This is a genomic window from Arthrobacter sp. 8AJ (genome assembly GCF_902506025.1).
Lineage (GTDB): Bacteria > Actinomycetota > Actinomycetes > Actinomycetales > Micrococcaceae > Arthrobacter.
The window spans coordinates 3,444,606-3,467,263 of sequence record NZ_LR733289.1; the positions used below are offsets into that span (position 1 = coordinate 3,444,606).

The window sequence follows — 22,658 nt, forward strand, 5'->3', positions numbered from 1 at the left end:
AAATACTCGCATTTCAAATATGAGTTTTCATCCGGCCGGACGAAGGCCCCGGCCATAACCTCAGGAGTACAGATGCTCTCGGACAAGTCCCGCCCCGTCATTGAGGCCACCCTGCCGCTGGTCGGCTCCCGGATCGGTTCCATCACCCCCAACTTCTACGCCCGCCTGTTCGCGGCGCACCCCGAACTGATGGATGGCCTGTTCAGCCGCTCCAACCAGCGCTCCGGCAACCAGCAGCAGGCCCTGGCCGGGAGTATCGCCGCTTTCGCCACCCACCTGGTGAACAGCCCGGGCACCCTGCCGGAGACGGTCCTTTCGCGCATCGCCCACCGCCACGCCTCCCTGGGCATCACCGAACCGCAGTACCAGGTGGTCTACGAGCACCTGTTCGGCGCCATCGCCGAGGACCTGGCCGAGGTCATCACACCCGAGATCGCCGAAGCCTGGACCGAGGTGTACTGGCTGATGGCCGATGCCCTGATCAAGCTCGAGAAGGGCCTGTACGCAGCCCAGGCCAATGACGAAATGTGGATGCCGTGGCGCGTGGCGGCCAAGACCCCCGCAGGGACCGGGTCCATGACCTTCACCCTGGAGCCTGCGGACGACACCCCCGTCACCCCGGCCCTTCCCGGCCAGTACATCAGCGTCAAGGTGGCCGTTGCCGACGGCCTGCGCCAGGTGCGCCAATACTCCCTTTCCGGCGACGCGGGCACCAGCCGCACCTTCACCACCAAGCTGGACGACGGCGGCGAGGTCTCCCCCGTGCTGCACAACACCGTCCAGGTGGGCGACGTCGTCGAGATCTCCAACCCCTACGGCGAGATCACGCTCAAGGAAGGCGACGGACCCGTCGTCCTGGCCTCCGCCGGCATCGGCTGCACCCCCACCGCCTCCATCCTCCGTTCCCTCGCCGAGTCCGGCTCCGACCGCCAGGTCCTGGTGCTTCACGCCGAGAGCACCCTGGACAGCTGGGCCCTGCGCAGCCAGATGACGGACGACGTCGAACGCCTGGACGGTGCCGAACTGCAGCTCTGGCTGGAGAAGCCGGTGGACGGCGCCAAGCAGGGATTCATGTCCCTGCGTGAAGTCGACCTGCCGGCCGACGCCTCCCTGTACCTCTGCGGACCGCTGCCGTTCATGAAGAACATCCGCAACGAGGCCATCAACGCCGGCATCCCGGCCACCAAGATCCACTACGAGGTCTTCGGCCCGGACATCTGGCTCGCCAGCTGATTGCCGGCGCCTTCGTGAACGACGACGGCCCCGCACCTTTTCGAAAAGGTGCGGGGCCGTCGTCGTATGGAAGGTGGGGCGGCTGCTAGTGCTGGGCCATCCGGGCCTTCAGGGAATCGAGCTCGGAGCGCAGGGCCTCGGGCAGCGAGTCGCCGAACCTGGCGTACCACTCCTCGATGGAGGCGAGCTCCGTGTCCCACTCCTCGCGGTCGACGCGGACGGCGTCCTCCACGTGGGCGTGGGTGAGGTCCAGGCCGGTGAGGTCCAGCGCGTGCCCGGCGGGGACGTATCCGATGGGGGTCTCGACGGCGTCGGCCTTGCCCTCGATGCGCTCGATGGCCCACTTGAGGACGCGGGCATTGTCGCCGAAGCCGGGCCAGGCGAAGCCGCCGTCGGCCGTGCGGCGGAACCAGTTCACCAGGAAGATGTGGGGCAGGCGTTCCGGGTTGGCCTTGCCGGAGACGCTGATCCAGTGCTTCAGGTAGTCGCCCGCGTCGTAGCCGATGAACGGCAGCATGGCCATGGGATCGCGGCGGAGCACGCCAACCTGGCCGGCGGCCGCGGCCGTGGTCTCGGAGGACAGGGTGGAGCCCATGAAGATGCCGTTGGTCCAGCTGCGGGCCTGGGTGACCAGCGGAACAGTGGTCTTGCGGCGTCCGCCGAAGAGGATGGCCGAAAGCTCCACGCCCTCGGGGCTGTAGTACTCCTCGGCAAGCATGTCGATCTGTGCGATCGGCGTGCAGAAGCGGGAGTTCGGGTGTGCTGCGGGCTTGTCCGAATCCGGGGTCCAGGAGTTGCCCTGCCAGTCGGTCAGGTGCGCCGGAACCTCGTCCGTCATTCCTTCCCACCAGACGCCGCCGTCGTCGGTCAGGGCGACGTTGGTGAAGATGCTGTGGCCCTTGGCGATGGCGCGCATGGCGTTGGGGTTGGTGCCCCAGCCAGTGCCGGGGGCAACGCCGAAGAGGCCTGCTTCCGGGTTGGTGGCGCGGAGTTCGCCTTCCTTGCCGATCCGCATCCAGGTGATGTCATCGCCCAGCGTCTCCACTTCCCAGCCTTCGATGGTGGGATCCAGCAGGGCGAGGTTGGTCTTGCCGCAGGCGGAGGGGAAGGCGGCGGAGACGTAGTAGGTCTTCCGCTCGGGGGAGGTCAGCTTGAGGATGAGCATGTGCTCGGCCAGCCAGCCTTCGTCGCGTGCCATGACCGAGGCGATGCGCAGGGCGTAGCACTTCTTTCCGAGCAGGGCGTTTCCGCCGTAGCCGGAGCCGAAGGACCAGATGGAGCGCTCCTCGGGGAAGTGGACAATCCACTTGTCCGGGTTGCAGGGCCATGCCACGTCTTCCTGGCCGGGCGCCAGGGGTGCACCCAGCGAGTGCAGGGCCGGAACGAAGAAGGCGTTGGTCGCGGTGATCTTGTCCAGCACTGCGGTGCCGATGTTGGCCATGATGCGCATGGACGCAACAACGTAGGCGCTGTCCGTGATTTCGACGCCGAACTTGGGGTCCTCGGCGTCGAGGTGTCCCATGACGAACGGGATGACGTACATGGTGCGGCCGCGCATGGAACCGGCGAACAGGCCGCGCAGCTTGTCCTTCATCTCCCGCGGATCCATCCAGTTATTGGTGAAGCCGGCGTCACGCTTGTTCTCGGAGCAGATAAAGGTCTGCTCCTCAACCCGGGCCACATCGGCGGGGTCGGAGAACGCGGCGAAGGAATTCGGGAACAGGTCCTGGTTGAGCCTGGTCAGGGTGCCGGCAGCAACGAGCTCGTCCGTGAGGCGGGTGTTTTCCTCTTCGGAGCCGTCAACCCAGTAGATGCGGTCCGGCTGCGTAAGCTCAGCAACCTCTTCGACCCATGCCAGCAGGCCGGCATGTGTGGTGGGTGCTTTCTCAAGCAGCGGCTTCTGCGCCAGATCGCCCATTGCAGTTCCCTTCCTCGGGTTCATCGGTGTGTCCTAAATGCTATGGTCCGGACCTGTGGAGTTTTTGGGGAGCTTGACTGACATATCCGGTCACCGAAAGTGAATTCCGCGGGAAATCAAGGAATTGTTGCCGCGAAAACGCCGATTAAGTGACGAAGGTCACCTAGACCGGTCTAGTCGCACAGATTACAGCCGCTTCGATTTGGCATCGGGCCCCGCCTCGCGTAAAGTAATTCGAGGTTCGGGGAGAGCGGTTCTTCTCCCGGGACACGGAATGCGCCCATAGCTCAGCTGGATAGAGCGTCTGTCTACGGAACAGAAGGTCAGGGGTTCGAATCCCTTTGGGCGCACCAACAAGGTCCGCACCGGTTCGCCGGTGCGGACCTTCTTTGTGCTGTCAGGCCGGCCGTCCCCGGCTAGGCTTTGGTCATGAATCCCGAGGCCGCTGGGCGCGAATTTGATGTTGTTGTTATCGGCGCAGGCGCCGTAGGGGAAAACGTGGCCGACCGCGTGGTCCAGGGCGGCCTGACGGCCGTCCTCGTGGAGGCGGAACTGGTGGGCGGCGAATGCTCCTACTGGGCGTGCATGCCATCGAAGGCACTCCTCCGGCCCGGCACTGCGCTCCATGGGGCACAGACCACCCCGGGGGCCAAGGAGGCGGTCACGCGCACACTGGACGCCGCCGCCGTCCTGGAGCGCCGCAACTACTTCACCGCCAACTGGCAGGATGACAGCCAGGTTTCGTGGGTCAAGGACACCGGCATCGAACTGGTGCGCGGCCATGCATGGCTGACCGGGCCGAAGGCCGTCGAGGTGGCTGGCCTGGACGGCACGCAGCACCTCCTGCGGGCGCGGCATGCCGTGGTGCTTGCCACGGGCTCCACCCCCAACACCCCACCCATTGAGGGACTGCAGGACGTGCAGGTCTGGGGAACGCGCGAAGCAACGTCGGCCAGCGAGGTCCCGGACCGGCTGACGGTTTTGGGCGGCGGTGTGGCCGGAGCAGAGCTGGCCCAGGCCTTCGCCCGGCTTGGTTCAAGCGTTACCCTGGTGGCGCGCAGCGCACTGCTGGGCACTTTTCCGGAAGAGGCCGCGGCCCTGGTCGCCGCGGGACTGAGGGCGGACGGCGTCGAACTCCGGCTGCACACCGCGACGGAGCGGATCAGCGGGAACGACGACGGAACCCTCACCGTAAGCCTTGGCGATGGAACCACTGTCACCTCGGACAAGGTCCTGGTCTCCACCGGCCGCCACCCGGCACTGGAGGGCCTGGGCCTGGAAAGCGTGGGTTTCGAGCCCGACGAATCAGGCCACCTGTCCTTGTCAACGGACGCCTCGGGCCTGGTCCGCGAAATACCCGGCGACGATCCCTGGCTCTACGCCGTGGGCGACGCCGCCGGCAAGAACCTCTTCACCCACCAGGGCAAATACGAGGCCCGCGCCACGGGTGACGCCATTGCCGCCCGGGCCAGGGGCGGGCTGAAGGGGACCCCGGAGGACTGGACGCGCTACGCGCAGACGGCCAACCAGCATGCCGTGCCCAGCGTGGTCTTTACCGACCCCGAACTGGCCGGCGTGGGACGGACCCTGAAGGCGGCGGGGAAGGACGGGTACAACGCCTCGTCCGTGGAGCTCCCCATCCAGGTTGCCGGCTCCTCCCTCCACTCGGAGAACTACGACGGCTGGGCCCAGCTGGTGGTCGACGAAGACCGGAAGGTTCTCCTCGGCGCAACGTTCGCCGGCCCGGATGTGGCCGAACTGCTGCACGCCGCCACCATCGCCATAGTGGGTGAGGTGCCGCTGGACCGCCTGTGGCATGCCGTCCCCTCCTACCCCACCATCAGTGAGGTGTGGCTCCGCCTCCTGGAGAAGTACGGTCTCTGAGCTCTATTTGAACTGACCAGTCAGTTCGGTTAGCCTTGATGCAGACTTCTTCTGCGAAAGGCAATCCTTGCTCTCAGCACACCAGCTCCAGGCCAAAGGACGCCGGGACCCGCTGCTTCCCCCCACCTCCCTGGGGGTGGCGCGCGGTGAACTGCTGCTCGTGACCGGCGACAGGCAGGACCAGCGCACGGCGTTGTCCCTGCTGCTCAGCGGCAGGATGAGGGCAGCCGCCGGGCAGCTCAGCTGGGACGGCGGTTCCCGCACCAAGCAGCTCCGCCTGGCCGCAGCCCTGGTGGACTCCCCGGGTGTCAACGAACCCGAGGAGCACCTCAGCGTCCGCGACCTGGTGACCGAAGACCTCGCCCTGATACCCCGCCGCTACCGGGGAGCGTTGCTCAGCGGCCCCTGGCTCAAAGTCAACCGCTTCGAGGACATCGCGGGCCTGTGGACCGAGCAGCTGGAACCCGGGCGGCGGCTTGAACTGCTGACCGCGCTGGCGCTGGCCAACCCCCGCACGGACCTGCTGGTGGTCGATTCGCCGGACCGCCACAGTGCGGATGAGCTCACCTGGCTGCCGCGCCTCCAGGAGTTGGCGTACGACGCCGGCCGGCCGCTCGCCGTCGTGGCGGCAGTCAGTGCCGTCCCCGCCTCGTGGAACGGCCCGGTGGCCGGGATCGGCAATGCCGCACCCGAGCCTGCCCCCGCCGGCAAGCACGCCGCACAGACCGGGGAAACAGAGACCGCGGAAACCGTCCGTGAGGCGGAAAACCAGGAAACCAAACTCGAAACTGAGGTTGCCAAGTGACTGTCCTGCGGCTGGCCCGCTCCGAACTGAAGCGCATGACCGGTGGGCTCCTGCCCAAGCTGACCATCCTGGCGCTGACCATGGTCCCGTTGCTGTACGGCGCCGTCTACCTGTACGCCAACTGGGATCCCTATGGCCACCTCAACAACCTGGATGCTGCCCTGGTGGTGGAGGACTCCGGCGCCACCAACGCCGACGGCACGCGCCTTGAGGCAGGGGCGAAGGTGGCGGACAGCCTGGTGGAGGGCAACGTATTCCACTGGGTGCCGGTGGAAAGCTCAGCGGAAGCCGATGCCGGCGTCAGCAGCGGCCAGTACGCTTTTGCGCTGAAGATCCCGAAGGACTTCTCCGCCAACCTGGTCTCCCCCGGGAGCTTTGACTCGGCCAGCCAGGCCATGCTGAACGTGACCACAAACGATGCCAACAACTACCTCCTGAGCACCATCGTGGACAAGCTGACCACTGCCGTGCACACCACGGTGGCCAAGGAAGTGGGCGAGGAAACCGCCAACCAGCTGCTCACCGGGTTCGGCACCATCCACTCCAAGATGGTCCAGGCGGCGGACGGCGCTTCCCAGCTGGCCGACGGCGTCGCCACGCTCCGGGACGGAACGGTCACCCTCCACGAAGGGACCTCAGCCCTGAGCAGCGGCGCGGACCAGTTGTACGCCGGCCAGCTGAAGCTGCGGGACGGGGCCAACCAGCTGACCGACGGCGCGGGGCAGCTCAGCAGCGGCCTGGCAGTCCTCAAGGACAAGACAGGCACCCTGCCCACAGACACCCAGACCCTCGCTTCCGGCGCCGCCCAGGTTGCCGCCGGGAACGCACAGCTGAACACCAGGGTGCAGGACGTGGCGGCCCAGCTGGAGGCGGTGGACCAGGGCCTGCGCAACCGCGTGGTGGAGTCCAACAGCAGGCTCGTCGCGTCAGGCGTCCTCACCCAGGCGCAGGCGGACAAAGTCCTGGCCGATTTCGATGCCACCGCCGCGGCCAGCCCGATGGCTGCTGCGAAGGGCAAAATCCAGGCGGATGCTGCCCAGGTCCAGCAGCTGGCCACCGGATCCGAGGCCGTGAGTGTCGGCGCAGCCCAGCTCGCAGCCGGGATGCCGGAACTCAAGGGTGCCATCGCACAGGCCTCGGCAGGGGCTGACCAGCTGCACACGGGTGCCGCCGCGCTCGCAGCCGGTGAGCAGTCCGCCGTCGACGGCGCCGCCGGCCTTGCCGACGGAGCGCGGAAGGTTGAGGCCGGGGCCGCCCAGCTCTCGGACGGGGCGGGACAGGCCGCCACAGGTTCACGCACCCTCTCCGATGAGATCGGCAAGGGTGCCGGACAGGTTCCCAACCCCGACGACGCGCAGAAGAGCAACCTGTCCCAGGTGATGGCGGATCCCGTGGCGGTCAGCAACGTCTCGCAGGCCAAGGCCGGATCGTACGGCGCAGGACTGGCACCGTTCTTCCTCACCCTCGCCATGTGGATCGGGATCTTCATGCTGGTGCAGGCTATGCGCCCCATCACGCAGCGGGCGCTGGCCTCCAACGCACCGTCGTGGAAGATCGCCCTGGGCGGCTGGCTGCCCTTCTTCCTGGTCTCGGTGGTGCAGGCGTCCCTGTTGACCCTGGTGGCCGACCTCGCGCTGGGCCTCAATCCCGCCCACCCGGTCCTGATGTGGCTGCTGATGCTGGCCGCCGCCATGGCGTTCAGCGCGCTCATCCAGGGCATCGTGGCACTGCTGGGCTCCCCCGGCAAGCTGGTGGTGCTCATCCTGCTGGTCCTGCAGCTGGTGTCATCCGGGGGCACGTTCCCGTGGCAGACCACCCCCGAGCCGCTGCATGTGGTGCACCAGGTCCTGCCCATGGGATACGTGGTGACCGGAATGCGGCACCTGGTCTACGGCGGGGACCTGTCCATGATTGCCCCCACCTTCGTGGGCCTGCTGGGCTACACGGTGCTGGGCGCGGCCATGTCCACGCTCGCGGTGCGCAAGAACAAGTACTGGACACTCAAGACCCTGAAGCCGGAGATCGCGGTATGACCACCGAACCCACATCCGCGGGCAAGGGGCTGCGGCCCGCCCGGACCAACGCCACCCGCCAGAAGCTCTTCGACGCCTCCATGGAGCTGATCGGCGAGCGCGGGGCCGCCAGCGTCACCGTGGATGAGATCGCGGCAGCTGCCGGAGTCTCCAAGGGCACCGTCTATTACAACTTCGGCAGCAAGTCGGAGCTGATCGCGCAGCTCCTGCGGCACGGCGTGGACATCCTCAAGGCGCGGCTGCTCGAGGCCGCCAGCGGCGGAGCAACGGGCCGCGACCCGCTGCTCGCCATGGAGGCGATGATCGGCCAGGCCATGGACTTCATGGCGGAGTACCCGTCCTTCGCGCGCCTGTGGGTCAGCGAAAACTGGCGGATTCCCAGCGAATGGCAGGGCACGTTTTCCGTCCTGCGCGGGGAGCTACTGGAAGTCATCGGCCAGGCCGTGGAAAAAGTGGCCGAGGCTTACCCGGTGGACGATTCCGTGTCCAGGGGAAGCCTGGAAACAGCCATCTTCGGTGCGTGCTTCGTGGTGGGCCTGGACCGGCAGACGTACAACCCCGAGCGCACCCGTGACCAAAGCGTTGCAGCAATCATGGCCATCATGCGCGGCTACGTCCTGAAGGGGCCAGCTCCTCAGGGATGATGGAGCACATGCGCCATACGGGGAAGAGCGGAAAGTTCGCGGTGATCTGCGGCGTCGTTGCTGCAGGGCTGCTGGTGCTCACGGCCATGACCCTCGCAGAGCCGGTGTTCCTCGCGTTCCTGGGAGTCCTGGGGCTGGCCTACCTGGCCGCTGTGGCCGAGGTCCTGGTGAGGCGGCGCCGCTTTGCGCTGTTTGCAGCCGGCGCCGGGACCGCCCTCGCCCTTGGCTTTTCGTTGGCATTCCTCAGCACGTGGGAGCTGGCGTTCGACGGCCAGTCCTCCTTCCTGGGAACCCCGCTGCCCACCGACGATCCCGACAACTACTTCATCGGCGCTGCGGGCGCCCTGGTGGCCACGTTCGGGGTCCTCTTCCTGGGTGCCCTGTGGCCGGGGCAGCGACGGACGGCTGCGGCGCGCAGGCCGGCGCCTCGGCAGGCGGCCAAGCGCGGCCCATCACAGCGCGGGACCTCACAGCGGACTGGCCCGACGGCGGCGCGCGGCCCCCGCGCTGCCGCACCCAGATCCGCCACGCCCCGGACCGGCGCACCCAAGACAGGCGCATCCAGGACAAGCGGCCAGGGAGCCGGCGCCCAAGGAGCTGCCGCTCAGCGGACGTCGGCTCCCCGAACCCCCGCCCGGGGGACGTCCTCCGCAGCCCGGCGGCCGTCGTCGTCCGCCCCGCCTTCGCCCAGGCCCGCACCCAGATCCGGCAACGGCCCGCTCCCCCGCCGCTGACGCCGCCCTCCGGCCCGGGTGAGGACCGCCGTCGCCACGCCGCCCAACAGGAGCATTCCGCCCGCCAGCTCCGTCGGTGACGGCACCTCCGCGAGGACCAGCCACGCAGCGCTCATGCCCACTACCGGGACCAGCAGGGTGAACGGAACCACGGCCGACGACGGGTGGGTCGCCAGGAGCCGGTTCCAGATTCCGTAGCCCACCAGTGAGGCGAAAACAGCGGTGTACAGGGCACTGAGCATGGTGGGTGCCTGAAGAGAGGACAGCGACTCCCAGACGGTTCCCGGCCCGTCCACCAGCACTGACAGCGCTGCCAGCGGAAGCGGAACCACGGCGCCGGACCACACCACCAGCCCCAGGCCCGAGGCTGCCCTGGCCTTCCGGGCAATGACGTTCCCGGCGGCCCAGGACAGGGCCGCGGCCAGGACAATGACCAGCGGGAGCAGCGGCGCCACGGCGCTGCGTCCCACCGCCACGAGGGCGAGTCCGGCCACGCCGAGCGCCACCCCCGCCAACTGGCGCCGGCTGGGCCGCTCACCGAGGAACACCGCCGCGAGCAGGACCGTCAGCAGCACCTGTGCCTGCAGCACCAGCGATGCGAGGCCCGCCGGCATGCCCAGCGCCATGGCCAGGTAAAGGAGGCCGAACTGGCCCGCACTCATGAACAGCCCCACGCCGATGATGGCCTTCCAGGACACCGCGGGTTTCCGCACAAAGAAGATCCACGGGACAACCACCAGGACAAAGCGCATGGCCACGAACAGCAGCGGGGGAAAATTTTGGCCGCCCGCGTGGAGCCCAATGTCGATGGCCACGAAGTTCAGGCCCCACAGCAGGGCCACGACGACGGCAAGGAGGGAATCACGGAGGTTCACGCTCCTACTGTGGCAGAGCGGCGGATGAAGCACCAGCGCCTAATTCAGCATTGAATCATGTACCTTTGCTTCATGATTGATATCGGGTCGCTGCGTGCCCTCGCGGCCATTGAGCAGCATGGCACAGTCATTGCCGCCGCGGAGGCGATGGGGTTCAGCCCGTCGGCCGTTTCCCAGCAGGTGAAGAAGCTGGAGAAGGAGGGCGGCTTCGCAGTCCTGGAGCGCCGCGGCCGCGGCGTCCTGCTGACCGAGCGCGGGCTGGCCCTGGCGGCGTACGGCCGGCGCATCCTGGCCGAGCTCGAGGAGCTTGAGTCCACGCTCCTGGCGGATCCGGCCAAACCCACCGGCAGCCTCCGCGTGGTTTCCTTTTCCACTGCCGTCAGGGGGCTGGTGGGCCCGCTGCTGGCGCGGATCGGTCAGTCGGGGGCCGCGCTTGACCTGTCCGTCCTGGCCGAGGACCCGCGCGAGGCGGTGGCGAGGGTTGCCAACGGCGAGGCAGACCTTGGCCTGGTGCACAACTGGAACTCGGTGCCGCTGGTGATCCCGGAGCACTTGACGCTTGAATGGCTCTGCGAGGACGTGGCGGACGTCCTGGTGCACAGCAGTCATCCGCTTGCACGCCAGGCGGAGGTGGAGCCGGCACAACTGGTGGACGAACGCTGGATCAGTACGCCCGACGGCGCCATCTGCAATGAAGCGCTCCTGCGGATTTTCGCCGATCTTGGGCGGGTCCCGGACATCAGGATCTACGACCCGGATTTTGCGACCCACATTGCGTTGGTGGAGCAGGGCGTGGCCGTTGCGCTGGTGCCCCGCCTGGGACGGCCGGCACTGCCTCCGGACGTGGTGGCCGTTCCTGTAGTTAACCCCATCCAGGCCCGGCAGGTGGGGCTGGTCCATCGCAGGACCATGACGGCCAGCCCGGGCATCAGGCACGTGGCCGCGCTGCTGCGCGGGATTGCCGGCAGTGGAGCTGCAGCTAGTGGGCCCGGGGCACCGCGAACCGGGTAATCCGGGCGTCCTGGCCGTCGAGTTCCGCCCACGGCTTCTCCGTCTCCAGGACGGTAAGCGCGTTGGTGGGGAAACGGGTGGCGGCGTCCATATAGGCGTCGTGGTCGGAATCCCGCGAGGCGAGGTGCATGGCCAGGTCCTGTACGCCCGGCAGATGCGCGATCAGCATCAGCGTGGTCACGGTGTCCGGCACATGGTTGACCACTGTCAGCATCCGCAGCGCCGATGCCGCGTACAGGCCGTCTTCGAGTTTCGGCGTGGGGGCCTTGTCGCCGAGTTCGGAGCACACCCAGGTGCAGGTTTGCCGGGTGCGCAGGGCACTGGAGCACAGAATGAAGTCCGGGACGATGTTGTGGTTGAGCAGCCAGCGCCCGGCCAGCGGCGCCTCCCGGTGTCCGCGTTCCTCAAGCGGCCGCTCGTGGTCAGCCACGCCGCCGGGCCAGTCAGCCTTGGCATGGCGCATGATCACAAGGCGTCGAACGTGGTGCGAACTCATGGCCCAAGCCTAGCGCCAGCCAAAAGCACGCGAAGCAGGACCCGGCAGCGAAAACACCGTCACGGAGAGCACGCTTTCAGCCTCGCCCGGGAACATCCATGGCCGGGGCTTAGGCTTCACCACTCAAGCAGAGCTCAAAAGCATGCCCTTAGTGACGCGAGGCCAAGCAGCCGCGAAGGCACAGTGCTTGGAGAGGGCCCAGGATGCCAAAAGGGGCATTTAGGAGAGGAGGTCGCCGCAGCGTAGCGAGGCATCGCGAAGGCGCCGTTGTTGCGTGAGGCACGAGCGCAGGCGCCGAAGGATGCCTCGCTAGAGCGAAGGCGACCAGTTCCACGGGAACAGGTCGCCTTCGCGCGCGAAAGAAAGGGAGTTCCTAGATCGAGTACTCCGGAGCGGCCCAGACAACAACCTCCGGGTGCTCGTAGAACCGGTAGCCCTGGCCGCGGACGGTGCGGACGGTGTTGGCGAGGCGGCCGAGCTTGGAGCGGAGGCGGCGGATGTGGACGTCGATGGTGCGCTCGTTGGGCACTTCTTCGGCGTTGCGCCATAGCCCCTCGAGGAGCTCGTCACGGCCCACGGTGCGGGTGCCGTTTTCAACGAGGTAGTTCAGGAGCTCAAACTCCTTGAACGTCAGGTTCAGGGATTCGCCGTCGAGGTGGACTTCGCGGCGGGCGAGGTCGATGAGCACACCGGAGGGACGCGGTTCCTGCGGCTGGGCAGGGCGCGGGGTTTCGGTGCGCTGGCGGGAGTTGACCGTGGGGTCGCCAAAGGTGGAGCGGACGACGTCGAGCGCGGAACCGGGGGTGCCGGCCGGCGCGACCGCCACGGCTGCGTAGCTTTCGGCACCGGAGACGAGCGACTGGGCGTAGGCGCGGATTTCCTGCGCAAGCTTGGCGATGGAGGTGCCTGCTGCCGCCGCGGTCTCCTCATCGATGCCCATGTAGAGGACGAACCCGCGGGCAACGTTGTCGTTGGCTACCGGGCGGACCTGGTTTGCACCTGGCACCACAGGGGTAGGGGCAGTAACGGGAGCAGACTCGGCGGGATGCACGGCGCGAAGCTGGCCGTAGGAATTCGGGTTGTAACCCTGCGGGGCGAAGCCCTGGGCCGGGAAGCTGCTACCGGATGCGGAGGGAGCAAGCGAGGGACGCGGGCCGAAGCCGGGACGGAGGCCGGTGGCCTGGCCGGCCTTGGCGGCGTTACGGACAGAGATGTGGACGTATCCGGATGCAACTGACATGAATGCTTACCTCAATGTGAAATGGCCGGCTCCGCGGCTCGAATGCTGGTTTCCCCGTCACGCGGACCGGGGAGGGACGCCCGACGCTGGGCTTGGGGGCGAATGCCTAAGAACTTCGGTGGGTGGGAAGGTCAGGCGTGCATTCGACAACAGCGCATGTCGGCAGCAGCGGATGTGCTGGGCCAATATTCTGCGGCTGCAGGTGCTGTTGAGTTCTTGTTCACATTGGAAGTGTGCCGCGTAACAATGCCAACTTGCAAGTAACAATGGACTGAATCGTCCGCATTGTGAGACAGATCCGGAAATTGTGCTGCATGTCACTATTTCGGCAGCGGGGATGATTTGGGACAGTCGAATCGGCAAACGGCCGAAATTTGATGCTCTTCAGAAGAATCTTCGCTGATATCGCAGATTACCGAATGTGTCCGAAATTCAACCGTTTGACGTGGAATCAGCCCCGGACCTCTGCGGCGTGTCCAACCGGCGTCCTGCCCCCAGCAGATTTTTTTGCCCGCGAGCGCCGCTGAGCCGGAGGCAGGACAGTCCAAACATCGTTTCAGGCCGCCGTCAGTTACTGCTGGTGCCCTGGCTGGGGGTGGTGGCGGTGGTGGCTGCGGCCAGCTGGATGCTCTCGGCAGAGTAGGTGTCCGAATTCTTCAGGGCGGTGACCCGGACGCTGGCCCCTGCGGTCACATTGGAGAGGCTGAGCGTGGTGCCTGGCGAACCTCCGCCCCGCTGCCGCATCCCCTGGGTCACCTGGACGTCTGATCCGACGGCGTAGGTCCGGGAAAACCCGTCCTCACTCTTTACGGTCATGGACGTGCCGGAGATCTCGGTGACGGTGCCGGCCTGCCCCGCCATGGTGACGTAGCTGGAGCCCTGGAGGACAACGTATTCGGAGTGGACGGCTGCGTTGAGCCCTGCCGAGCCCATCCCCAGGCCACCAGGCCCGCCGTCCATTCCCATGCCGCCGTCCATGCCACCTGCCATGCCGCCACCCGTGCTGCTTTGGCCGTCCGGACCGGTCATGCCGCCCTGGCTCCCCGGGCCGAACTGGCCCATGGCACCCGTGCCGCCCTGGGCATTGTTCGCTGAAGCCGTTCCGCTCCCGTTTCCGGCAGCATAGGCGCCGGCACCGGCTGCCGCTGCCACCACCACCGCAATGCCACCCACCAGGAGGCCCTTCTTCGCGGTCCAGTTCCCTTTCCCTGCCCGGGTCGAATCAGTGGGTGCGTACTGCCGGGGTGCGCCCCATCCCATGCCGGAGTCGGGCACCCGGCCCTGCTCCGTCGTCGTACCCCACGCTGCAGAAGGCGAACCGGGAACGGGGGCGTTCCAGCCCTGCGCGGCACCGTCGCGGGCGGCACCATCTGCCGCGCCTTCCCACACCGGGGCCGGTTGGCCCGGCTGCTTTCGGCCTTCTGCGGACGGGTCCGCCTGGCCGTTGTGGCCTGCTGCCCCGGGGTAGGCGTTGTCTTGCTGTTCCATGGCTTTCTCCAAAAAGTCGTCGGTGTTAGTGGTGGTCCTGTTGTCCCAACAGGCTGTGCCGCTTTGCTGTGCAGGGGCTGTGCGGCGGACCAAGCCTGGCTGTGACCTGACAGGGCCCCAGCCAAGCCGCCACCTCGCCGGGGTCACAGGTGGCTAGGCTGGAGCTCACAGCCGGAACACAGCAACGTCAAAGCATCGGCAAACCGACAGATCGGAGAGTTGTCCCATGGCATCCCCGCACCCCATGACCAACAACCTTCCCCAGCTCACCCATCCGGACGGTTCCCCGATCCGCGCCCTGGTGGTGGATGACGAGCCCAGCCTGTCGGAACTGATGAGCATGGGCCTGCGCATGGCAGGCTGGTCGGTGGCCGTGGCCGGCGACGGGCCCACCGCCGTGAAGCTCGCCAAGGACTTCCACCCGGACGTCCTGGTGCTCGATGTCATGCTGCCAGGGTTCGACGGCGTGGAGCTGCTGGGCAGGATCCGCGCCTTCGCGCCGGAGGTCCCCGCGCTTTTCCTGACGGCCAAGGACGACGTCCAGGACCGCATCGTGGGGCTGGCAGCCGGCGGGGACGACTATGTCACCAAGCCCTTCAGCATGGAGGAAGTCCTGCTCCGCCTGCACCGCCTGGTCCAGCGTTCCGGGGTGGCCGCCATGGACACCGCCGAGCTGGTGGTGGGCGACCTGGTGCTCAACGTGGACACCCGGGAAGTCACCCGTGCCGGGGACGACATCCAGCTGACGGCCACCCAGTTCGAACTCCTCCGCTACCTGATGGAAAACCCAAAACGCGTGGTCAGCAAAGCCCAGATCCTTGACCACGTGTGGGATTACGATTTCGGTGGCCAGGCAAACATCGTGGAACTGTACATCTCCTACCTGCGCAAGAAGATCGAAGCGAACCATCCGCCGATGATCCACACCGTGCGTGGCGCGGGCTACGTCATCAAGCCCGCCGACTAGACGGGGAAACGCGTGTCTCTTTCCGGTGTCCCCCGGCCTGCCGGCCGCTCCTGGTTCAACCCCTCAACCTGGCACCTCCGCACCCGGCTGATCCTGCTCTCCATGGCCCTCCTGGTGGCAATCTCCAGTGCGATCGGCGTGGTCAGCTATGCCTCCATGGATGTGGTCCTCACCAACCAGCTGGACGCCCAGCTGAAGCTGGCATCCCGCGGCCGGCCGCCGGAAGGCAACCCCTCCGGCCGTCCCGACCCCCTCGACGCACGCGGACAAAGCGTGGGAACGCTCAATGCAAGGGTGGTGGGCGGACAGGTCAGCCGGGAAGCGGGCTTCCTCTCCTCGGACGCCACCCGCACAGCCCTGACCCCCCGGGACGCGGCCACCCTGCAGGCACTCCCCCACGACGGCATGCCGGTGGACCGTGAGCTGTCCAACGGCGACTACCGGCTGATGGCAACCGAAACCCCATACGGCGACGTGGTGATCACCGGCCTGCCACTGGCAACGAAACAAAGCACCGAGGCCTCGCTGGTCCTGACCATGGTGCTGGTTTCGCTGGGCGGCCTGGTCCTGATCGGGCTGGCCGGCACTGCCCTGATCCGCCGGACCATGCGGCCGCTGGAACAGTTGTCCGACGTCGCCACCAAAGTGTCCAAGCTCCCCCTGGACGCCGGTGAGGTTGCGCTCGCTGTCCGCGTGCCGCCCTCTGCGGCGCATCCCACCACCGAGGTGGGCAGCGTGGGCCACGCCCTGAACCTGATGCTGGACAACGTCTCCAGTGCGCTGGAAGCACGCCAGCGGAGTGAGACGAAGGTGCGCCAGTTTGTTGCCGACGCCTCCCATGAACTTCGAACACCGCTGACCGCCATCCGCGGGTACACCGAGCTGATGCGCATGACCGAACCCCTGACCGAGGACGGCCAGAAGTCGCTGGGGCGGGTTCAAAGCCAGTCGGAGCGCATGACCGCGCTGGTGGAGGACCTGCTGCTGCTGGCACGGCTGGATGAGGGCAAGGCAACCAAGGCCACCGACGTGGACCTGACCCAGCTGGTGGTGGAAACCGTCAGCGACGAAAAGGTCATGGCCCCGGACCACGCGTGGCAGCTGCAATTGCCCGACGAACCCGTCACGGTCCGCGGGGACCCCACCCAGCTCCACCAGGTGCTGGCCAACCTGCTCTCCAACGCCCGCAAGCACACCCCGGCCGGCACCACCGTGACCACCGGCGTGATGCGCTCGGCCGACGGCAGTGTGGTGGTCACGGTCACCGACGACGGGCCCGGCATCCCAGCCGAATTCCAGGGCAGCATCTTCTCGCGCTTCACGCGGGCCGACGCCGCCCGCTCCGGCTCCGAGGGTTCCTCCGGCCTGGGCCTGTCCATTGTCGAATCCATTGTCATGGCCCACGGCGGCACCGTGGAACTGGTGTCACGGCCGGGCAGGACCGAGTTCGCGGTCCGCCTTCCGGCGGCCGGGCCCGCGCAGCCCTGAAGCGCCCTGACTTACACAGCCGCGTCACAGGTTGTGCCTAAAGCCTTCAAATCAGGCGGCGCCACTCTTGATGCATGACGCTCACCGACCACACTTCAGGAACCCTGCAGGACGCCGCGGTGGCGCCGCCGGGCCTTCCCTCCCCGGGACGTGCCGTACGGCGTGCCCCCGTGAACACGCGCACCGCAGTCCCCGTCCTTGATGTCACCATCCCCGTCTTCAACGAGGAGCGCGACCTTGAGGAATGCCTCCGCAGGCTCCACGGACACCTGCGCGACACCTTTCCGCACAGCTTCCGGATCACCGTGGCGGACAACGCCAGCACGGACGGGACCCTGAAGATCGCCGAACGGCTGGCCCGCGAGTTCCCGGAGGTCACCGTGGTCCACCTTGATGAGAAGGGCCGCGGGAACGCGCTGCGCAAGGTATGGCTCGCGTCCCCCTCGCCGGTCCTGGCCTACATGGATGTGGACCTTTCCACCGACCTGGCAGCCCTGCCCCCGTTGCTGGCCCCCCTGATTTCCGGCCACTCCGACCTGGCAATCGGCACCCGGCTGACCCGCAACTCCCGGGTTGTCCGCGGACCCAAGCGGGAGTTCATCTCGCGCAGCTACAACCTGATGCTCCACTCCCTGATGGCAGCCCGGTTCAGTGACGCCCAGTGCGGGTTCAAGGCCATCCGGGCCGACGTCGGGCAGCAGATCCTCCCCTACACCGTGGACAATTCCTGGTTCTTCGACACCGAGCTCCTGGTCCTGGCTGAGCGCTGCGGCCTGCGCGTCCACGAAGTTCCCGTGGACTGGGTCGACGATCCCGACTCCAGCGTGGACGTGGTCCGCACGGCGCTGGCCGACGTCCGTGGAATGGCCCGGCTCACCCGGGACCTGGTCTACGGCCGCATCCCGGTTCCGGAACTGCGCGCCGCCCTTGCCAGGGGTCCGCTCCCGGCGTCGTCGCGGGCTGGCGAACAGACCCGCGGCAGCAGCCTCTTCGGCCAACTGGTCCGGTTCGCCGCCATCGGCGCCGCCTCAACGCTGGCCTACCTGCTGATCTTCCTGTTCTGCCGGGGCTTCATGGATCCGCAGCTGGCCAACTTCCTGGCCCTGCTGGTCACGGCCGTGGCCAATACCGGGGCCAACCGGCGCTTCACGTTCGGGATCCAGGGCGGAAACCCGGTCCGGCACCATTTTGAGGGGCTGATTGTGTTCGGCATCGGCCTGGTGCTCACCTCCGGGGCGCTCGCCCTGGTCCACCGGACCACGACGCCCGACCGGTGGATGGAAGTCCTCACCGTGGTCGCGGCGAACCTGGCGGCCACGGCAGTGCGGTTCCTGCTGTTCCGGCTCTGGGTCTTCCGGGGAGCCGGCACCAACAAGACAACCCACGCCACCACCTCCACAGAAACGGGTGCACCATGACCTCCACCATCTCACCGGCAGGCGCCGGCTCAACTGCCACACCGCTGCCCGCAAACGCCGGTGGCCCGGCCTCTGCCACAGGAGCTCCACAACCCACCCCGCGCTGGACGCGCTACGCGTTCGGCAGCCAACCGCGCTGGGTGCGACCCTCGGCCGCCGCGCTCCTGGTGGCCACGGCGGTCCTGTACCTGTGGAACCTTGCAGCCACCGGCTACGGGAACTCGTTCTACGCCGCCGCCATCCAGGCGGGCACCAAGGACTGGACCGCGTTCCTCTTCGGATCGCTCGACGCCGGAAACGCCATCACGGTGGACAAGCCCCCGGCGGCACTGTGGATTCCAGCCCTGGCGGGCCGCATCTTCGGGTTCTCGTCCCTCAGCATGCTGGTGCCCCAGGCACTCATGGGCGTGGCCGCCGTCGGCGTCCTCTACCTGGCGGTCAAGAGGGTCTCAGGACCGGCCGCAGGGCTGCTGGCCGGCGGAGCGCTGGCGCTGACGCCAGTGGCTGCGCTCATGTTCAAGTTCAACAACCCCGACGCCATGCTCACCCTGTGCCTGGTGCTGGCGGCGTACTTCACCATCCGGGCCATCGAACGGGCTGGCTGGAAGTGGCTTGTTGCGGCCGGAGCCGTGATCGGACTGGCTTTCCTCACCAAGATGCTGCAGGGCTTCCTGGTCGTTCCGGCGCTGGGACTGGCCTACCTGTGGGCCGCCCCTACCCCGATCGGCCGCCGGTTGGCACACCTCATGGGCGCACTGGGAGGCATCATCGTGGTGGCCGGCAGCTACATCGCCCTCTTCCAGCTGACCCCGGCTTCAGCCCGCCCGTACATGGCCGGGTCCACCACCAACAGCTTCCTGGAGCTGACCTTCGGCTACAACGGCCTGGCCCGCATCACCGGCTCGGGTGAAGGCATGCCCGGCGGCGGAGCGGCCGGCGGGCCCGGCGGCGGTTTCGGCGGCGGCAACAGTGGATTCGGCGGCGCTGCGGGCCTGCTGCGGATGTTCGGGACGAGCTTTGGCGGCGAAGTGTCCTGGCTGCTGCCCGCCGCCCTCGTCCTGCTGGTTGCCGGCCTCTGGTTCACCCGGAGGGAAGTCCGCACCTCGATGGGCCGCGCGTCGCTGATCCTGTGGGGCGGCTGGCTCCTGGTCACCGCGGGTGTGTTCAGCTTCATGAGCGGCATTGTCCACCCCTACTACTCTGTGGCGCTGGCACCGGGGATCGCGGCACTGGTGGGAACCGGTGCCGTGGAACTCTGGCGCGGCCGGGCGTCCTGGCCGGCCAGGATTGTCCTGGCCGCAACGGTCCTGGGCACCTCCATCTGGTCGGCTGTCCTCCTGGGCCGCGACGCGTCCTGGCTCCCCTGGCTGCGCATCGTCGTCATCGTCCTTGGCGTCCTTGCCGCCGCCGGCTTGCTGCTCCGCGTTGACGGCCTCGGCACCGCCGGACGGTTCCGGCGCGCGGGCGCTGCCGCCGTCGTCGTCGTATCCCTCCTGGCCGGAGGACTCGGGGCGGGTGCCTGGACCGTGGCCACCGCAGCGTCCGCGCATTCGGGTTCCATTCCGACGTCGGGGCCTGCAGGTTCGGCGGCAGGCGGCTTTGGGAACCGGGCAGCTGGTTTCCGCGGCGACCGCACCGGCGGCACGGACGCCGCCACCGGAACCTACGGGTTTGCCCCCCAAAACGGGTCTGACCCCGCAAATGGAATGGGCGGCGCAGCCGACGGCGCCGGTGGTCCCGACGGCGCCGGTGGTCCCGGCGGGGCCGGCGGCCCCGGTGAGGGAACTGCCGATGCCGCGGTGACCGCGCTGCTCTCCTCCACCACCACGAAGTGGTCCGCAATCGTCTCCGGCGCCAGCCAGGCAGCAAGCCTGGAACTTGCCACGAACACCAACGTCATCGCGCTCGGCGGCTGGAACGGCGGGGATCCATACCCCACGCTCGCCCAGTTCCAGGACATGGTGTCCAAGGGTGAGATCGGATATTACATCCAGGGCGGCGGCATGGGTGGCGGCATGGGCGGCCGGGGCGGCAACTCGGAGGTGGCGGCCTGGGTGCAGGCCAACTTCCAGGCCCAGACCGTGGGCAATTCCACCGTCTACGACCTGGCCAAGTAGCCCGCCATGGCCAGCCGCTACCCCAGCTCCATGACTTCAGGCCCAACAACCGGGTCCACGCGCCCCCGCCTGCATCACGCGTCGGGAGGGGGCGGGGCCACCACGGCCCGGGGGACCAGGCCCGGCAGCCGGCGCCGGGATCCCCTCGGCCGACGGCGGAACCTCGAACTGGCAGCGGTGCTGGCGGGCACGGCGGCGCTGTACTTGTGGAATCTCGGGGCGTCCGGCTGGGCCAACGCCTTCTACTCCGCCGCGGCCCAGGCGGGTTCGCAGGACTGGACGGCCTGGTTCTTCGGTTCCTCGGACGCTGCCAACTCCATCACGGTGGACAAGCCGCCGGCGTCCCTGTGGGTCATGGGGTTGTCGGTCCGGCTGTTTGGGCTGAACCCGTGGAGCATCCTGGTTCCTCAGGCGCTGATGGGCGTAGCGGCCGCCTGGCTGCTCTACCTGTCCGTGCGCCGGACCGCGGTGCATGCCACCGGAGATGCCACCGCTGCCCACCGGGCGGGCTTGCTGGGAGCCGCGGTGTTGGCCCTCACCCCGGTTGCCACGCTGATGTTCCGGTTCAACAACCCGGATGCCCTGCTGGTGCTGCTCATGACGGCGGCCGCGTACGCGGTCCTCCGCGCGGTCCAGGAGGACCGGTTGCGCTGGCTCCTGCTGGCCGGGGTGTTTCTGGGCTTTGGATTCCTGGCCAAGCAACTGCAGGTCCTGCTGGTGGTTCCCGGTTTTGCCGTGGCCTACGCGGTTGCGGGGCCGGGCAGGCTGGGCCGGCGCCTGCTGCGGCTGGCCGCGGCCGGGGCGGCGATGGTGGTTTCCGCGGGCTGGTGGCTCGTGGCTGTGCAGCTGACGCCGGCCGGCATGCGGCCCTACATCGGCGGTTCGCAGGACAACTCCATCCTGGAGCTGACCCTTGGCTACAACGGACTGGGCCGGCTGACGGGCGACGAAACGGGCAGCGTGGGCGGCGGCAACGGCTGGGGCGTTCCGGGCCTGTTCCGGATGTTCAACAACGAGTTCGGTGGCCAGATCGCCTGGCTGCTGCCTTCCGCCCTGATCTTTGCGGCCGGCCTGCTGTGGGTCGGCCGGCGGGCACCGCGGACGGATCCGGTGCGCGCGTCCGTGCTGGTCTGGGGCTCCTGGGTGCTGGTGACCGGCCTGGTGTTCAGCTTCATGGCGGGCATCATCCACCCCTACTATGCCGTGGCGCTGGCGCCGGGCATCGCCGGGCTGACCGGCCTGGGCGCAGTCCTGCTGTGGCAGCACAGGCAGCAGGCGGCCGCCGCAATCGTGCTCGGGGCCGCAGTGGCCGCGGCGGCCCTGACGGCGTTCTCCCTGCTGGGCACCACCTCGGCCTACGGTCCGTGGCTGCGCTGGGTGGTCCTTGCAGGCGGGCTGGCCGGGGCAGCAGGAGCGGGCTTCAGCAAGTTCCTGGGCATGCGTTCGGTGCAGCGGGCGACGGCGGCCCTGGCCATCACGGCGTCGCTCGCCGGACCGCTGGCCTACTCCATCTCCACGGCGTCCACAGCGCACAGCGGGGCAATCGTCAGTGCCGGCCCCACGGCCGGCTTCGGCGCTGGGCCGGGCGGTGCTCCCGCCGGCGTCCGGAACAGCCTGAACGGGTCCGGCCCGAACAGCACCGGCGGTTCAAGTATTGCGGGACAGGGCTTCCGGCAGCCGAACGCCCAGGGCGGCACGGGCTTCGCGGGTGGCCGCGGGGGTGGCGTGGGTGGCCTCCTGGGTGCGCCCACGCCGTCGGCTGACCTGGTCGCCGCACTCAAGAGCAGCGCCTCAAGCTACACCTGGGCCGCGGCCGTGGTGGGCTCCAACAACGCCGCAGGTTACCAACTGGCAACGGAGCTGCCGGTCATGGCGGTGGGCGGCTTCAACGGCACCGACCCCTCCCCCACGTTGGCGCAGTTCCAGGACCTGGTAGCCCGGGGAGAGATCCATTACTTTATCGGTGGCGGAGCCATGCGCTCCACCACCGGTTCGGACGCTGCCACCCGGATCGCGGAGTGGGTGGCAGCCAATTACACGTCGCAGATCATGGGCGGCACTACGGTCTACGAACTGACCGGCCACTAGCGGAGGACGCCCCGGGGACCCGGCCGAATGATGCTCTGGCACGCGAGTGCCCGGGGTGAATGGTGCCCGGGGGCCCGGCAGTCCATTACGGGGATACTCCCGGCGCAGTCAGACAACCCGACGCGCTGCCGGCCGTGACTTCCGTTACCTAAATGTGACTTTCATTTAATCTTCCTGTACCGTCGATTGGGTGCGGTCCCCGTTCGGGCCGCATATCCC

At 68.0% G+C, this 22,658-nt stretch carries 16 protein-coding genes and 1 tRNA gene; 12 read left to right on the forward strand and 5 right to left on the reverse strand.

The features are described 5' to 3' along the window. Positions 1–72 precede the first annotated feature (72 nt). Complete coding sequence (locus BACI349Y_RS15895) at positions 73–1,233, forward strand: globin domain-containing protein (RefSeq protein WP_159632946.1); 1,161 nt, start codon at positions 73–75, stop codon at positions 1,231–1,233. An 85-nt stretch (positions 1,234–1,318) separates the two neighbouring features. Here BACI349Y_RS15895 and BACI349Y_RS15900 read toward each other — a convergent pair whose 3' ends face one another. Further along, entirely contained in the window at positions 1,319–3,151 is a 1,833-nt protein-coding gene (locus BACI349Y_RS15900; RefSeq protein ID WP_159632947.1) for a phosphoenolpyruvate carboxykinase (GTP), read from the reverse strand. A gap of 276 nt (positions 3,152–3,427) precedes the next feature. Between BACI349Y_RS15900 and BACI349Y_RS15905 the strand changes: the two genes are divergently transcribed. The 5 genes from BACI349Y_RS15905 to BACI349Y_RS15925 all read left to right on the forward strand — a co-directional run bounded on the left by BACI349Y_RS15905 (position 3,428) and on the right by BACI349Y_RS15925 (position 8,517). Then, positions 3,428–3,504, forward strand: a tRNA-Arg gene (locus BACI349Y_RS15905). A 76-nt stretch (positions 3,505–3,580) separates the two neighbouring features. After that, positions 3,581–5,035, forward strand: coding sequence for a dihydrolipoyl dehydrogenase family protein (locus tag BACI349Y_RS15910; protein ID WP_159632948.1), 1,455 nt, complete (start codon positions 3,581–3,583; stop codon positions 5,033–5,035). 67 nt (positions 5,036–5,102) lie between these two features. Beyond that, complete coding sequence (locus BACI349Y_RS15915) at positions 5,103–5,840, forward strand: ABC transporter ATP-binding protein (protein ID WP_159632949.1); 738 nt, start codon at positions 5,103–5,105, stop codon at positions 5,838–5,840. Then, entirely contained in the window at positions 5,837–7,873 is a 2,037-nt protein-coding gene (locus BACI349Y_RS15920) for a YhgE/Pip family protein (RefSeq protein WP_159632950.1), read from the forward strand. Before BACI349Y_RS15915 ends, BACI349Y_RS15920 begins: the two co-directional genes overlap by 4 nt. Beyond that, positions 7,870–8,517, forward strand: coding sequence for a TetR/AcrR family transcriptional regulator (locus BACI349Y_RS15925; RefSeq protein ID WP_159632951.1), 648 nt, complete (start codon positions 7,870–7,872; stop codon positions 8,515–8,517). Before BACI349Y_RS15920 ends, BACI349Y_RS15925 begins: the two co-directional genes overlap by 4 nt. 604 nt (positions 8,518–9,121) lie before the next feature. Here the strand turns inward: BACI349Y_RS15925 and BACI349Y_RS15930 are convergent. Next, the gene (locus BACI349Y_RS15930; RefSeq protein ID WP_159632952.1) at positions 9,122–10,126 is read right to left on the reverse strand and encodes an EamA family transporter; all 1,005 of its coding nucleotides are present in this window, start codon (positions 10,124–10,126) and stop codon (positions 9,122–9,124) included. A gap of 72 nt (positions 10,127–10,198) precedes the next feature. Here BACI349Y_RS15930 and BACI349Y_RS15935 point away from each other — a divergent pair, with 72 nt between their 5' ends. Beyond that, on the forward strand, positions 10,199–11,137 hold the full coding sequence (locus BACI349Y_RS15935) for a LysR family transcriptional regulator (protein WP_159632953.1): 939 nt from the start codon (positions 10,199–10,201) through the stop codon (positions 11,135–11,137). Here the strand turns inward: BACI349Y_RS15935 and BACI349Y_RS15940 are convergent. The 3 genes from BACI349Y_RS15940 to BACI349Y_RS15950 form a co-directional block, all read right to left on the reverse strand. Beyond that, entirely contained in the window at positions 11,106–11,633 is a 528-nt protein-coding gene (locus BACI349Y_RS15940; protein WP_159632955.1) for a SixA phosphatase family protein, read from the reverse strand. The genes BACI349Y_RS15935 and BACI349Y_RS15940 overlap by 32 nt on opposite strands. A 373-nt stretch (positions 11,634–12,006) precedes the next feature. Further along, the gene (locus BACI349Y_RS15945; protein ID WP_159632957.1) at positions 12,007–12,873 is read right to left on the reverse strand and encodes a winged helix-turn-helix domain-containing protein; all 867 of its coding nucleotides are present in this window, start codon (positions 12,871–12,873) and stop codon (positions 12,007–12,009) included. A 567-nt stretch (positions 12,874–13,440) separates the two neighbouring features. Beyond that, the gene (locus tag BACI349Y_RS15950; RefSeq protein ID WP_236560860.1) at positions 13,441–14,361 is read right to left on the reverse strand and encodes a hypothetical protein; all 921 of its coding nucleotides are present in this window, start codon (positions 14,359–14,361) and stop codon (positions 13,441–13,443) included. Between the two features lie 226 nt (positions 14,362–14,587). On the opposite strand from BACI349Y_RS15950, the gene BACI349Y_RS15955 reads away from it, so the two are divergent. From BACI349Y_RS15955 to BACI349Y_RS15975, 5 genes are all read left to right on the forward strand, one after another. Further along, positions 14,588–15,328, forward strand: coding sequence for a response regulator transcription factor (locus tag BACI349Y_RS15955; RefSeq protein WP_159632959.1), 741 nt, complete (start codon positions 14,588–14,590; stop codon positions 15,326–15,328). 12 nt (positions 15,329–15,340) lie between these two features. Then, on the forward strand, positions 15,341–16,816 hold the full coding sequence (locus BACI349Y_RS15960) for a sensor histidine kinase (RefSeq protein ID WP_159632961.1): 1,476 nt from the start codon (positions 15,341–15,343) through the stop codon (positions 16,814–16,816). Positions 16,817–16,890: 74 nt separating this feature from the next. Continuing rightward, positions 16,891–18,234, forward strand: coding sequence for a glycosyltransferase (locus tag BACI349Y_RS15965; protein ID WP_159632963.1), 1,344 nt, complete (start codon positions 16,891–16,893; stop codon positions 18,232–18,234). Next, entirely contained in the window at positions 18,231–20,351 is a 2,121-nt protein-coding gene (locus tag BACI349Y_RS15970) for a glycosyltransferase family 39 protein (protein WP_159632965.1), read from the forward strand. The genes BACI349Y_RS15965 and BACI349Y_RS15970 overlap by 4 nt, the downstream gene beginning before the upstream one ends. A 30-nt stretch (positions 20,352–20,381) precedes the next feature. Then, positions 20,382–22,439 carry an ArnT family glycosyltransferase gene (locus BACI349Y_RS15975; RefSeq protein ID WP_236560861.1) on the forward strand — a complete coding sequence of 686 codons (2,058 nt, stop codon included), beginning with the start codon at positions 20,382–20,384 and terminating at the stop codon, positions 22,437–22,439. Positions 22,440–22,658 lie beyond the last annotated feature (219 nt).